Genomic DNA, 14,525 nt, shown 5'->3' with positions numbered 1-14,525 from the left:
CAATAAAAAGCCCCCATTAACGAATGTTAAAGGGGGCTTTAGGTATAGGGAGCTGACGATGACCTACTCTCACATGGGCGAACCACACTACCATTGGCGCTAAGATGTTTCACTTCTGAGTTCGGGAAGGGATCAGGTGGTTCCATCTTGCTATTGTCGTCAGCAAAGGGGGTTAGATATGAGTCTAAAGTGTTAAATATATTAAGCTAAATCAAGCTAAGTAAAATCGGATGATATAAAATCGTTATCAAGACTTGTTTATACAAAACCAATTGGGTGTTGTATGGTCAAGCCAAACGAGCAATTAGTACAGGTTAGCTACACGTATCACTACGCTTCCACACCCTGCCTATCAACGTCCTAGTCTTGAACGGCTCTTAGGGGAAATCTAATCTTGAGGTGGGCTTCCCGCTTAGATGCTTTCAGCGGTTATCCCATCCGAACGTAGCTACCGGGCAATGCCATTGGCATGACAACCCGAACACCAGCGGTTCGTCCACTCTGGTCCTCTCGTACTAGGAGCAGATCCTCTCAAATTTCCAACGCCCACGGTAGATAGGGACCGAACTGTCTCACGACGTTCTAAACCCAGCTCGCGTACCTCTTTAAATGGCGAACAGCCATACCCTTGGGACCTGCTTCAGCCCCAGGATGAGATGAGCCGACATCGAGGTGCCAAACACCGCCGTCGATATGAACTCTTGGGCGGTATCAGCCTGTTATCCCCAGAGTACCTTTTATCCGTTGAGCGATGGCCCTTCCATACAGAACCACCGGATCACTAAGACCTACTTTCGTACCTGCTCGACTTGTGGGTCTCGCAGTTAAGCGCGCTTCTGCCTTTATACTCTTTGAACGATTTCCGACCGTTCTGAGCGCACCTTCGTACTCCTCCGTTACTCTTTAGGAGGAGACCGCCCCAGTCAAACTACCCACCATACATTGTCCTCGATACTGTTATATCTGAGTTAGAACCCCAACATGACCAGGGTGGTATTTCAAGGATGGCTCCACAAATACTGGCGTATCTGCTTCAAAGCCTCCCACCTATCCTGCACAAGTCAGGTCAAAGTTCAATGTAAAGCTGTAGTAAAGGTTCACGGGGTCTTTCCGTCTAGCCGCGGGTACACAGCATCTTCACTGCGATTTCGATTTCACTGAGCCTCTGCTGGAGACAGCGCTGCCATCATTATGCCATTCGTGCAGGTCGGAACTTACCCGACAAGGAATTTCGCTACCTTAGGACCGTTATAGTTACGGCCGCCGTTTACTGGGGCTTCGATCAAGACCTTCGCTTACGCTAAGCCCATCAATTAACCTTCCAGCACCGGGCAGGCATCACACCCTATACGTCCACTTTCGTGTTTGCAGAGTGCTGTGTTTTTAATAAACAGTTGCAGCAGCCTGGTATCTGCGACTGTCAATAGCTTACAGAGCAAGTCCTTCACCATCGACAGCGTACCTTCTCCCGAAGTTACGGTACCATTTTGCCTAGTTCCTTCAGCAGAGTTCTCTCAAGCGCCTTGGTATTCTCTACCTGACCACCTGTGTCGGTTTCGGGTACGATTCGTTTATGACTATCGCTTAGAAGCTTTTCCTGGAAGCATGGTATTTGCCACTTCGCTGTACATGTACAGCTTGCTATCAGATCTCAGTATTAAGTGACCGGATTTGCCTAATCACTCTACCTACATCCTTCCACCTGGATAACCATCACCAGGCTGGCATAACCTTCTCCGTCCCTCCATCGCATCATAAACAAGTATTGGAATATTAACCAATTTCCCATCGACTACGCCTTTCGGCCTCGCCTTAGGGGTCGACTCACCCAGCCCCGATTAACGTTGGACTGGAACCCTTGGTCTTCCGGCGTGCGAGCTTTTCACTCGCATTATCGTTACTCACGTCAGCATTCGCTCTTGTGATACCTCCAGCATGCCTTACAACACACCTTCACAGGCTTACACAACGCTCCCCTACCACTTGAAACAATTTTCAAATCCGCAGCTTCGGCTCCTAGTTTGAGCCCCGTTACATCTTCCGCGCGGGCCGACTCGACTAGTGAGCTATTACGCTTTCTTTAAAGGGTGGCTGCTTCTAAGCCAACCTCCTAGCTGTCTATGCCTTCCCACTTCGTTTCCCACTTAACTAGGAATTTGGGGCCTTAGCTGGCGGTCTGGGTTGTTTCCCTCTCCACGACGGACGTTAGCACCCGCCGTGTGTCTCCCGGATATCACTCATCGGTATTCGGAGTTTGCATCGGTTTGGTAAGTCGGTATGACCCCCTAGCCGAAACAGTGCTCTACCCCCAATGGTGTTCGTCCGAGGCGCTACCTAAATAGCTTTCGGGGAGAACCAGCTATCACCGAGTTTGATTAGCCTTTCACCCCTATCCACAAGTCATCCCCTGGCTTTTCAACGACAGTGGGTTCGGTCCTCCGATGCCTGTTACGGCACTTTCAACCTGCTCATGGATAGATCACTCGGTTTCGGGTCTATACCCTGCAACTAGACGCCCTATTAAGACTCGGTTTCCCTACGGCTCCCCTATTCGGTTAACCTCGCTACAGAATATAAGTCGCTGACCCATTATACAAAAGGTACGCGGTCACGGAACAAGTCCGCTCCCACTGCTTGTACGCACACGGTTTCAGGTTCTATTTCACTCCCCTCACAGGGGTTCTTTTCGCCTTTCCCTCACGGTACTGGTTCACTATCGGTCAGTCAGGAGTATTTAGCCTTGGAGGATGGTCCCCCCATCTTCATACAGGATTTCTCGTGTCCCGCACTACTTAATATGCTTCTTCTAATGTTTCGAATACGGGACTATCACCCACTATGGTCAGCTTTCCCACACTGTTCTTCTACATTAGAGTCCGTCGGCTCCTCCCCGTTCGCTCGCCGCTACTAGGGGAATCTCATTTGATGTCTTTTCCTCGAGTTACTGAGATGTTTCACTTCACTCGGTTCGCTTCCTAATAAATTAGGATACCTAGCTTATGCTAGGTGGGTTTCCCCATTCAGAAATCTCCGGATCGCAGGATATTGCCACCTCCCCGAAGCTTATCGCAGGCTGTCACGTCTTTCTTCGCCTCTGACTGCCAAGGCATCCACCATGTGCGCTTCATTACTTGACCATACAACCCCAATTAGTCTTAGGATTCTATGTAGTAATGATAACGATATCACCTATGTTTACGCTTGATTCAGTTCTCTTTACTTTCGATAACCAACCCTTGGGATAACAACTGATGTCATTAAAGGTTGATTATCAGGTTAAATTATATATTGTGTATATATAACTTAACCCAGACTCATATCTATGTTTTTAAATAATCATAATGCCTTCGTCAGGTCATTATCATCTGTATAAAACAGAAGAAAATAATCTATATATAAAATTACTTTGTTCTGCTTTCGCTTCACTCTATATCATGGTGGAGCCAAGGAGAGTCGAACTCCTGACCTCCTGCGTGCAAGGCAGGCGCTCTACCAACTGAGCTATGGCCCCGTAGTTATTTGGTGGGTCTGATAAGACTTGAACTTATGACCCCCGCGTTATCAACACGGTGCTCTAACCAACTGAGCTACAGACCCCGAGCTTAGCTTAAACTAAAGAACAACTTGTTGTGAATTCTTGCTGACCGAATGTCGTTTTTAAGGAGGTGATCCAGCCGCAGGTTCCCCTACGGCTACCTTGTTACGACTTCACCCCAGTCATTGACCACACCGTGGTGATCGCCCTCCTAAGTTAGGCTAACCACTTCTGGTGCAATCAACTCCCATGGTGTGACGGGCGGTGTGTACAAGGCCCGGGAACGTATTCACCGCGGCATTCTGATCCGCGATTACTAGCGATTCCGACTTCATGGAGTCGAGTTGCAGACTCCAATCTGGACTACGATAGGCTTTTTGAGATTCGCATCACATCGCTGTGTAGCTGCCCTCTGTACCTACCATTGTAGCACGTGTGTAGCCCTGGTCGTAAGGGCCATGATGACTTGACGTCGTCCCCGCCTTCCTCCAGTTTGTCACTGGCAGTATCCTTAGAGTTCCCGGCCAAACCGCTGGTAACTAAGGAAAAGGGTTGCGCTCGTTGCGGGACTTAACCCAACATCTCACGACACGAGCTGACGACAGCCATGCAGCACCTGTATCACAATTCCCGAAGGCACTCCCGTATCTCTACAGGATTCTGTGTATGTCAAGACCAGGTAAGGTTCTTCGCGTTGCATCGAATTAAACCACATGCTCCACCGCTTGTGCGGGCCCCCGTCAATTCATTTGAGTTTTAACCTTGCGGCCGTACTCCCCAGGCGGTCTACTTATTGCGTTAGCTGCGTCACTAAGAGATCAAGTCCCCCAACGACTAGTAGACATCGTTTACGGCGTGGACTACCAGGGTATCTAATCCTGTTTGCTACCCACGCTTTCGAACCTCAGTGTCAGTATGATGCCAGGAAGCTGCCTTCGCCATCGGTATTCCTTCAGATCTCTACGCATTTCACCGCTACACCTGAAATTCTACTTCCCTCTCACCTACTCTAGCTAACCAGTATCAGATGCAGTTCCCAGGTTAAGCCCAGGGATTTCACATCTGACTTAATTAGCCACCTACGCTCGCTTTACGCCCAGTAATTCCGATTAACGCTTGCACCCTCTGTATTACCGCGGCTGCTGGCACAGAGTTAGCCGGTGCTTATTCTGCAGCTAATGTCATCGCTTATGGGTATTAACCATAAGGTCTTCTTCACTGCTTAAAGTGCTTTACAACCAAAAGGCCTTCTTCACACACGCGGCATGGCTGGATCAGGGTTCCCCCCATTGTCCAATATTCCCCACTGCTGCCTCCCGTAGGAGTCCGGACCGTGTCTCAGTTCCGGTGTGGCTGATCATCCTCTCAGACCAGCTACAGATCGTCGCCTTGGTAGGCCTTTACCCCACCAACTAGCTAATCTGACTTAGGCTCATCTAATAGCGAGAGCTACAAGTAGCCCCCTTTCTCCCGTAAGACGTATGCGGTATTAATTCGAGTTTCCCCGAGCTATCCCCCACTACTAGGCAGATTCCTAAGCATTACTCACCCGTCCGCCGCTAATCCAGTCTAGCAAGCTAGACCTTCATCGCTCGACTTGCATGTGTTAAGCCTGCCGCCAGCGTTCAATCTGAGCCATGATCAAACTCTTCAGTTTAATCTTCTTGGAATCTTTTAAGATGATTCCTAATCTTGGCTCATTCTTTAATCGTATAGTCTTTCGACTACTGGCATTTTATTGCTCATTCGTATGTTCGTAATGAATTAACTTTTGAGTTTTCTTGCCTTAAAGAATGATAATCTTTTTATAGTTAGTCTTTGACCAACTTTAATTCATTAACATTCTGTGTCAGCAAAAATCCACACAAGTTGTTCTTTAGTTTGCTTTTAAATAGTTGACATACAATGTCTTCCATTGTATGTTATATCTAAACTAAGATAGCCTTCAATTTGAAGTTACTCATATTTGAGTGTTTATCTTGCTTAGTGAGCCATCCAGTATATCATGTTTTTAATATCTGTCAAGCTTTTTTTCAATTCTTTTTTTCTTCGTTTCAATCTAAACCCTTCCATTCAACAATTAATCAATTGTTTCATTAAAGTGTTTAGCTCGTCCCGATGAGGTGCGTATTATACGCTAATCTCCCTCACTGTCAAGAAGTTTTTTATCTTTATTTTTAGTTGGTTGTTTTTATCCATCTCTGAATAATTCCACCCAACTTCAAATATCCACTAACTCAATTTCCCAAGCTAGCCTTCCTCCTCAACAGGTCGCACATTATATACAGTTTTAAAGTTGGGTCAAGCGGTTTTGCAAAAAAATTTTTATTTTATTTTCGAGGTGCTCTAAAGAGCCTGAGGTGGCTATATTATGTGTTTCAAAAAGTATGCTTGGCTATTAATGAATTACGCTTAGTCTCCCCTTCAATCTGAAAAGATATATCTATATATTCAACCAGATGAGCTATGTTCATGTAAGTGTAGAGGATTAGAGGTTAGGGTTGAGGTAGTATGCTTTATGGAATAATTGGAACATTATATTTATTAATATAGGGATATAGGTATGATTTGGTGTTGTTACTGTGGAATACTCTGTTGCGATAGCTTTTTTTAAGGTGATGGTCGGTCCGGATAAGGCTTTTTAGCCCCGATAGTAGCGGTATCCTACTCGGCTGGGCGGGGTGCGAGGGCTAGAGTCTGAGATAGTGTCGAGACAACAGCAATGTCTCAGCTCGTGCCCTCGCTCCGCCCAGTCGGGTAGATATGAGCGAATAGCGGGATTTGCTTCTTATAATAGTTTATAATGACAATATATGAGGGCTAACAAGATATGTTGGCTTTTTTTGCTATATAATAGTGATATAAATATTATTCGTTAATTGTTTGGATATAAGATTATGGTTGCGATTACTTTGCCTGATGGCAGTGTGAGAGAGTTTGATGGTGCGACTTCGGTGATGCAGGTTGCTGAGAGTATCGGTGCGGGTCTGGCAAAGGCAACGGTGGCTGGTCGTGTGAATGGTAAGCTTGTTGATGCGTGCGATCCAATTACTGAGGATGCGTCGGTTGAGATTGTGACGCCTAAAGATGATGATGGGGTGGATATTATTCGCCATTCTTGTGCACATTTGCTCGGACATGCAGTGAAGCAGTTGTACCCTGAGGTGAAGATGGTAATTGGTCCTGTGATTGAGGACGGTTTTTACTATGATATTTATAGTGAGACACCATTTACACCTGATGATATGCAAGCTATTGAAAAACGTATGATGGAGCTGATTAATCAAAATTATGATGTGATTAAGAAGATGACTCCTCGTGCGGAGGCGATTGAGATTTTTGAGAGCCGTAATGAGAGTTATAAGCTACAGTTGATTAATGATATGCCTGAGGAAAAAGAGTTTGGGCTATATCACCATCAAGAGTATGTGGATATGTGTCGTGGCCCGCATGTGCCGAATACTCGCTTTTTGAAGGTGTTTAAGCTGACAAAAATGAGCGGTGCGTATTGGCGTGGTGATGCTAAAAATGAGCAGTTGCAACGTATTTATGGTACGGCTTGGGCAGATAAGAAACAGTTAAAGGCGTATATTCAGCGTATTGAGGAAGCCGAAAAACGTGATCATCGTAAGATTGGTAAGGCTTTAAATCTGTTTCATATGCAAGAGCAAGCACCAGGGATGGTGTTTTGGCATCCAAATGGTTGGACAATTTATCAGGTACTTGAGCAGTATATGCGCAAGGTACAACAAGATAACGGCTATCAAGAGATTAAGACACCACAGATTGTGGACCGTAGTTTGTGGGAGCGTTCTGGTCACTGGCAAAATTATGCAGAAAATATGTTTACGACTGCCAGTGAAAGCCGTGATTATGCGATTAAACCGATGAACTGCCCTTGCCATGTTCAGGTATTTAATCAGGGCTTAAAGTCGTATCGTGATTTGCCACTGCGTTTGGCGGAGTTTGGTTCGTGTCATCGTAATGAGCCATCGGGTTCGTTGCATGGACTCATGCGAGTGCGTGGCTTTACCCAAGATGATGCGCATATTTTCTGTACCAATGCTCAAATTAAGCAAGAAGCTCAAGACTTTATTAAACTGACTTTAGCTGTATATAAAGATTTTGGCTTTGATGATGTTGCTATGAAGTTGTCAACTCGTCCAGAAAAGCGGGTTGGGGCTGACGAGTTATGGGATGAGGCTGAGAAATCTTTAGCAGATGCACTTGATACTGCCGGTCTGGAGTGGGAGCTACAAGAAGGTGAAGGGGCGTTCTATGGTCCTAAGATTGAGTTTAGCCTTAAAGATTGTTTAGGTCGAGTTTGGCAATGTGGTACGCTACAGCTAGATTTTAATTTACCTGAGCGTTTAGATGCTGAGTTTATTAATGAGCAAGGTGAGCGTGAGAGACCCGTGATGCTACACCGTGCAATTTTAGGCTCGTTTGAACGCTTTATTGGTATGTTAATTGAGCATTATGCGGGTTGGATGCCTGTTTGGATGGCACCACAGCAGGTGGTGGTGATGAATATCACTGATAAACAAGCTGAGGCATGCGAAAATGTGGTCACTGAGCTGAAAAATGCAGGGGTTCGTGCCATTAGTGACTTGCGTAATGAAAAAATTGGTTTTAAGATACGAGAAAGAACTCTTGAACGTATTCCTTATATGCTAGTATTAGGAGATAAAGAGGTCGAATCGGGACAGGTTAATGTGCGTACCCGTGAGGGAGAAAACCTCGGTGTGATGTCTGTTACTGATTTTATTAAGTTATTACAACAAGCCGTCGCTCAGAAGGGGCGACAACAAACTAAAACTGATGAGGAGTAAGACCCATTAAACAGTCAAACCGTTTGAACATCAACGAAGATATCAGCGTCAAAGAAGTCCGTCTGGTTAAAGAAGACGGCGAACAAATGGGCGTGGTTGATATTGATACCGCGATGAAAGCGGCACGTGATGAGAATCTAGATTTGGTCGAGTTAGTGCCTGATGCTAAACCGCCTGTGTGCAAAATCATGGACTACAAACGCTATTTGTATGACCAAAAACAAAAGGCTAAAGAAGCGAAAAAAAACCAAAAGCAGACTCAGCTTAAAGAGATGAAACTGCGTCCAAGTACTGAAGAAGCTGATTATCAGGTAAAATTACGCAAGATTGTCAGCTTTTTGGAAGACCAAGACAAGGTTAAGGTAACTATTCGCTTCCGTGGTCGTGAAATGGCACACCAAGACCTTGGTCGTCAGCAACTTGAGCGTATTATTGAGGATACTGCTGAGATTGCTAATGTTGAGCAACCTCCTAAGATGGAAGGTCGCCAGATGGGTATGCTACTTGGCCCTACTCGTAAAAAGTAAATTTATCGTCTCCTAGTCTATTTAAGTGCTTAATTAAGCATGAAAGTTAGAATGGTAAAATAAAGACCACTATATGTATACACATATGGTGGTCTTTGTCATTATATGCTAGGGCAAACTTGGTATACTTATCATTCTGTACTGTTCATACTATACTAAGGTCTGTTAAATAATCTAAATTTTAATAATGGTTTACACTAGGTGCCTATATATTTTATATGTGTCTTAGCACCATAATTGAACATTAAAACTTTAAGATATTAAGATCTCAGTCATTTAGCAACTAACGCTATGACGACAATTCAAGGATAAAACTATGCAGGAACTCACACCCCCAGAAAATGCCAACACACCTTCTATTAGCTTAACACCACCTGAGCCAGTACATGAGGTTGCGACGAGTGAAGCCGATCAAATGGTGAAGCTTGATGCCAGTCAAATACCTGAGCTAGATGCAAAAGTCGATGCTTTTGTGAATCATGTCATCACCAACCCTGTACAAAGTGAAGAGTTTAAACAAAATGTACAGTCTATTCATAATCTCGGTAATCAAGAGATTCGAGAATCAGCGCAAGTATCAAACCGCATGCTAGAAATGCCTGCCAAAAGCTTAGATAAAAGCTTGTTTGATAATTCCCCTATTGCTAAGTCATTGACTGAGCTGCGTGGTATTGTGGAAGATTTAGACCCTAGTAAAAAAGAGCTGACCAGCTCACGCAAGCTTTTTGGCATTATTCCTTTCGGTAATAAAGTACAAGATTACTTCCGCCAATATGAATCAGCACAGTCACATATCAATGCTGTTGTTACCAGTCTTTATAATGGTAAAGATGAACTGCTTAAAGATAATGCCATGATTGAGCAAGAAAAAGTCAATATGTGGAATCTGATGCAGTCAATTCGACAATATATTTATGTGGGTAAAAAAATTGATGAACAGTTAGAGCAGAAGGTTTATCAAATAGAAGCGACTGACCCTGAAAAAGCCCGCATTATCAAAGAAGAAATGCTATTTTATGTGCGTCAGAAAAATACGGACTTTTTGACTCAGCTTGCTGTCAATATTCAAGGTTATTTGGCATTAGATACCATTCGTAAAAATAATCTAGAGCTGATTAAGGGCGTTGATAGAGCAACAACAACGACTATCTCAGCACTACGTACGGCTGTGGTTGTTGCGCAGGCGATGACCAATCAAAAATTGGTGCTTGATCAAATCACTGCGCTGAATAAAACTACCAGTAGTTTAATCGAATCTACCTCAGCGATGATGAAACGTCAATCTACAGAGATTCATGAACAAGCAACTTCAAGTACCATTGAGCTAGATAAGCTACAAAATGCGTTTAATAATGTCTATGAAACTATGGATATGATTAGCACATATAAGATACAAGCATTGGATAATATGAAGCAAACCGTCAGTGCCTTAACAACAGAAGTAGATAAGGCACAAAAATATCTTGATAAAGCCAATGAAACAACTGTGCTTGAGGTTTCAAAAGAGATTGATGCTAAGCGTATTAGCCAAGAAAAAGACAGTACGGTTGATATCAAGCTATAATCACCAAAAACTAGATTTCATCGCTTTTTGAGTATCATAACAAAAACCCCACAAGTAAATATACTTGTGGGGTTTTATTTGGCTGTTTGTTAGCTTAAAGCGATTTAACTACCTATAAGTTTAAATCACTGATAGCTTAGACATCAGCATGCAATAATTAGATTTTACCAACTAAGTCTAAGCTTGGTTTTAGTGTGCTTTGACCTTGCTCCCAAGCAGCTGGACATACTTCACCGTCGTTATCACGAACGTATTGAGCAGCTTTTACTTTGCGAACCATATCTTTTGCGCTACGACCGATACCTAGGTCATGAATCTCAGCAACTTTGATAAGACCGTCTGGGTCAACTAAGAAAGTACCACGTAATGCAGCGTTGTCTTCTTCAATCATGATGTTAAAACCACGAGTGATTTTACCAGTACCATCACCTAGCATTGGGAATTGTACTTTACCAATGGCTTCAGATGCGTCATGCCATGCTTTGTGAACGAAATGAGTATCTGTAGATACCGCATATACTTCTACACCTAGACCTTTTAGCTCTTCGTAATGGTTTGCCATGTCTTCAAGCTCTGTTGGGCAAACGAAAGTAAAGTCATGTGGGTAGAACATAAAGATAGCCCAGCTGCCTTTTACATCTTCAGATGAGATAGTTTTGAACTCACCATTTACAAATGCTTCGGTAGTAAATTCAGGGATTTCTTGGTTAATAATAGCCGCCATGATTGGCTCCTTTTTATTGTGAAACTTATTGAAATTTTTAGCTTTATAGTCAGCAAAATTCATATTATATTATGATTATTACTACTATCTTAAAGTCTTTAGAGACTTTAGTTAGCACTTTACGTTAACATCTGTTGATGTCATTTAAATGTCAGTTTTCAACACTTATATTTGCATGTGCCTTGCTAATTAACAATATCTACTATACTTGATTTTTATAGTTAATAAAGTTAAAAGTTCTTAATATAATATTTTATTTTATCAATCTTGGTAAACAGCAAAAAACCATTATATAATCAGGGTATATTCCTACACCTTCTATATCTGGTGGTTTCTTAATTCAACGATAAAGAGAGAGTCCATGATTACTTTACGCCAATTAGAGTTTGCTTTAGCAGTTGCAAAACACCGCCACTTTAAACGTGCAGCTGAAGACTGTAATATTTCACAGTCTGCTTTAAGTTTAGGAATCGCCGAGCTGGAAAAACAGCTTGATATTCAGATATTTGAGCGTAATAACAAACAAGTTCTGATTACACCAATCGGTGAAGATATCTTAGTTCGAGCCCAACGAATTTTTTCTGAGATTAATGATTTAACCGCATGTGCACATAGTCACCGCACACCTTTAGCTTATCCAATGACCATTGGCATTATTCCTACCATTGCACCTTATTTATTACCCAAAGTATTGCCTGACCTCAAAAATCATTATCCCGATTTCCGTATGACTTTGGTAGAAAAGCAAACAGAACGTTTATTAGAGCAAGTACGTTATGGTCATATTGATACTGCCATTATTGCCCTACCTTATCAAGTTGACGGCTTACATACATTTGAGTTTTGGGCAGAAGACTTTTTTGCGGTATTTTCAGGGGATGATCCACATGCCCAATTATCACATATCTCTGCCTCAGAATTAAATGACACCAATCTGATGTTACTTGGTGAGGGACATTGTTTGACCGATCAAGCCTTATCTGTATGTCACTTTGATCATGATGCAATGAAGTCAAGTTTTTCTGATGCCAGTTTGAATACACTGGTACAGATGTCATTGGCAGGTATGGGTACTACTCTTATTCCTGAAATGGCACTACAACAAGTACATGCTCAAAGTGCTAATGTCAAAACGATTCCTTTGGCAGAGCAAGGTCCTCATCGCCGTATCGCCTTTGTGACTCGCTTAAACTATGCACGAGTTGATGATGTAAAACTATTGGGGGATTTATTCCGACAGTCGTTATTAGCATATCAACAACAATATAACGCATAATCAATGGGTCATTTAGATTTAGCCACTCATTTTGATATGCTCATGATTCGCTGTGTACCAATATTATCAACAGATGACCGTGAACGATTATGGCAGACATTAAGCCAGTATTACACAGAATCACATCGGCATTATCATACGTTAAACCACATTGTATTTTTAATAAATGAGTGGCAAAAATATCAAAGTCAGCTTATTGATGCAGATATGGTGGCATTGGCGATTTATTATCATGACATCATCTATGAGCCATTACACAAAGATAATGAGCATCAAAGTGCACGGTTTTTTGCTGATAGCTTTGCTCATCTGCTAAGCCCACAGCAGATACAGGTAGTGGTGAGTTTGATAGAGATGACCGCTAAACATTCGCTAGAACCCCCACAAATAGATGATAAAACTGAGGCAGTTTTATATCCAAGCATACAGCAGTTTAAATCCGATGCTTCATTATTTTTAGACATGGATTTAGCCATTCTTGGTATGCCTTGGGGGCAGTATGAGGCTTATGCCAAAGCAGTACGTCTTGAATATATACAAATAGAGTCCGCTCAATATCAGCAAGGTCGAAAACAAGTTTTACAACACTTGCTCTCCAAGCCTTACTTATATTTTACCTCAAGTTATCGCCAGTCCCATGAGCAACAGGCAAGACAAAACATCAGTCAAGAGTTGCAGTTATTAGCATCCATGTGATGTTTGTCCTGCCTGTCTTTTATTTACTGTTTTATCTACTGATATCAGTTAAACCTTTTTACATATTACACAAACTTAATCCATAAACGGGTAATCGGTATAACCTTCTACGCCACCACCATAAAACAACTCTGCACGAGGCTCATTTAGTGGGGCATCTTGTTGGATACGCTCAGCAAGGTCAGGATTGGCAATATAATTGCGACCAAAGGCAACTGCATCAATATAACCTGCCTGCATATTTTTTTCTGCCTTGTTGGCATCATAATCGCCTGCACAAATAATTAAATTATCAAAGGCATCGCGAATTTTTTGACGAAATTCATCGGTATAAGGTTTACCCCCTGCCCAATCAGGCTCAGAGATATGCAAGTACATCAAGCCTCGTTTATTAATCTGCTCAATTAACCAGATATTATCCTCAACTTCATAGCCTGCATCGACTTCGTTAAATTTTCCCCAAGGTGATAGACGAATACCAATATGCTCAGCGTCCCACGCCTGCACACAAGCGTCAATGACTTCGAGCATTAATCTGGCTCGGTTTTCACGACTGCCACCATAGTCATCATCGCGCTTGTTGGTCTGCTTAACCCAAAACTGACTGAGCAAATAACCATGTGCGCCATGTATTTCTACCCCATCAAAACCTGCCTTTTTGGCACATTTAACCGCATAGGCATAATCACTAATGACTTGCTTAATCTCATCAATACTGGCTGAACGTGGTGGGGTGGCATCGACTCGAATCATCTGATTATCACTGTCTCGCAATGAGGTACGTGCTCCAACTTCAATGGCAGAGGCAGAGATGGGAGCTTGGCGATTAGGCTGAACGCTTTTATGCGACACCAAACCAGTGTGCCATAACTGCACCACAATTTTACCGCCTTTGGCATGCACTGCATCGGTAATGACCTTCCAAGCGGTAATATGCTCATCGGTATATAAAGCAGGCGCACCTGCTGAGCCTTTAGCTTGCTCAGACATCTGCGTCGCTTCGGTGATAATCAAGCCTGCCCCTGCTCGTTGTGCATAATATTCTGCTGATAAGATATTGGGCATATCTTGAGGCTCAATGGCACGTAGTCGGGTTAATGGTGCCATAAAAATACGATTTTTTAGGGTTTGCTTACCCATTTTTAGAGGTTGAAATAAAATGTCGTGTGCCATGGTTTTACCTTAAATGTTGTTTTACCTTAACTATTTATAGAAAGTATTGATTTGACGATATTGAATTGAATATCTCAAACATGGCTATATACCTATGATTTATCAAGGTATATTTACAAACAAAAACACCTTTGCACTATTTACTACTTTTTTAGTATCTCCTGTTTTATATTTTTTGCTTATAAAATATGATTAAAA

The 14,525-nt window shown here is 42.7% G+C and carries 7 protein-coding genes, 2 tRNA genes and 3 rRNA genes; 5 read left to right on the top strand and 7 right to left on the bottom strand.

From position 1 onward, the window contains the following. Window positions 1-50 precede the first annotated feature (50 nt). The 5 genes from rrf to FHK88_RS03435 all read right to left on the bottom strand — a co-directional run bounded on the left by rrf (window position 51) and on the right by FHK88_RS03435 (window position 5,192). Window positions 51-164 (bottom strand): 5S ribosomal RNA (gene rrf / locus FHK88_RS03455). A gap of 119 nt (window positions 165-283) precedes the next feature. Further along, window positions 284-3,137: ribosomal RNA gene (locus FHK88_RS03450) — 23S ribosomal RNA — on the bottom strand. Between the two features lie 298 nt (window positions 3,138-3,435). Beyond that, window positions 3,436-3,511 (bottom strand) — tRNA-Ala (locus FHK88_RS03445). A 9-nt stretch (window positions 3,512-3,520) separates the two neighbouring features. Further along, a tRNA-Ile gene (locus FHK88_RS03440) sits at window positions 3,521-3,597 on the bottom strand. Between the two features lie 61 nt (window positions 3,598-3,658). Continuing rightward, a 16S ribosomal RNA gene (locus FHK88_RS03435) occupies window positions 3,659-5,192 on the bottom strand. Together the 16S, 23S and 5S rRNA genes with 2 tRNA genes alongside form the textbook arrangement of a ribosomal RNA operon. A 1,240-nt stretch (window positions 5,193-6,432) precedes the next feature. Between FHK88_RS03435 and thrS the strand changes: the two genes are divergently transcribed. The 3 genes from thrS (at window position 6,433) to FHK88_RS03420 (ending at window position 10,458) form a co-directional block, all read left to right on the top strand. Beyond that, window positions 6,433-8,367, top strand: coding sequence for a threonine--tRNA ligase (gene thrS, locus FHK88_RS03430; protein WP_227429386.1), 1,935 nt, complete (start codon window positions 6,433-6,435; stop codon window positions 8,365-8,367). A 23-nt stretch (window positions 8,368-8,390) separates the two neighbouring features. Beyond that, window positions 8,391-8,894, top strand: coding sequence for a translation initiation factor IF-3 (gene infC, locus FHK88_RS03425; protein ID WP_227429385.1), 504 nt, complete (start codon window positions 8,391-8,393; stop codon window positions 8,892-8,894). Window positions 8,895-9,210: 316 nt separating this feature from the next. Then, complete coding sequence (locus tag FHK88_RS03420) at window positions 9,211-10,458, top strand: toxic anion resistance protein (protein WP_227429384.1); 1,248 nt, start codon at window positions 9,211-9,213, stop codon at window positions 10,456-10,458. Window positions 10,459-10,615: 157 nt separating this feature from the next. Here the strand turns inward: FHK88_RS03420 and ahpC are convergent, their stop codons facing one another. Continuing rightward, a complete protein-coding gene (gene ahpC, locus FHK88_RS03415; protein ID WP_227429383.1) occupies window positions 10,616-11,182 on the bottom strand; it encodes an alkyl hydroperoxide reductase subunit C in 567 nt (188 codons plus the stop codon). A gap of 361 nt (window positions 11,183-11,543) precedes the next feature. Between ahpC and FHK88_RS03410 the strand changes: the two genes are divergently transcribed. Together FHK88_RS03410 and FHK88_RS03405 are read left to right on the top strand one after the other, a co-directional pair. Continuing rightward, window positions 11,544-12,458, top strand: coding sequence for a hydrogen peroxide-inducible genes activator (locus FHK88_RS03410; RefSeq protein ID WP_227429382.1), 915 nt, complete (start codon window positions 11,544-11,546; stop codon window positions 12,456-12,458). A 3-nt stretch (window positions 12,459-12,461) separates the two neighbouring features. Then, a complete protein-coding gene (locus tag FHK88_RS03405) occupies window positions 12,462-13,154 on the top strand; it encodes a hypothetical protein (RefSeq protein WP_227429381.1) in 693 nt (230 codons plus the stop codon). Between the two features lie 75 nt (window positions 13,155-13,229). Here FHK88_RS03405 and nemA read toward each other — a convergent pair whose 3' ends face one another. Further along, window positions 13,230-14,327: an N-ethylmaleimide reductase gene (nemA, locus tag FHK88_RS03400; RefSeq protein WP_227429380.1), complete on the bottom strand. Its 1,098-nt coding sequence runs from the start codon at window positions 14,325-14,327 to the stop codon at window positions 13,230-13,232. Window positions 14,328-14,525: the final 198 nt, after the last annotated feature.

The sequence above is a fragment of the Psychrobacter sp. I-STPA6b genome, from assembly GCF_020662265.1.
Classification (GTDB): Bacteria; Pseudomonadota; Gammaproteobacteria; order Pseudomonadales; family Moraxellaceae; genus Psychrobacter.
This window is presented reverse-complemented; position numbering and strand designations above follow the sequence as displayed.

What these genes read in the sequence shown, in the direction of transcription:
- thrS (WP_227429386.1), top strand. Translation starts at nt 6,433, where the DNA reads ATGGTTGCGATTACTTTGCCTGATGGCAGTGTGAGAGAGTTTGATGGT.
- FHK88_RS03420 (WP_227429384.1), top strand. Translation starts at nt 9,211, where the DNA reads ATGCAGGAACTCACACCCCCAGAAAATGCCAACACACCTTCTATTAGC.
- ahpC (WP_227429383.1), bottom strand. Translation starts at nt 11,182, where the DNA reads ATGGCGGCTATTATTAACCAAGAAATCCCTGAATTTACTACCGAAGCA.
- FHK88_RS03410 (WP_227429382.1), top strand. Translation starts at nt 11,544, where the DNA reads ATGATTACTTTACGCCAATTAGAGTTTGCTTTAGCAGTTGCAAAACAC.
- FHK88_RS03405 (WP_227429381.1), top strand. Translation starts at nt 12,462, where the DNA reads ATGGGTCATTTAGATTTAGCCACTCATTTTGATATGCTCATGATTCGC.
- nemA (WP_227429380.1), bottom strand. Translation starts at nt 14,327, where the DNA reads ATGGCACACGACATTTTATTTCAACCTCTAAAAATGGGTAAGCAAACC.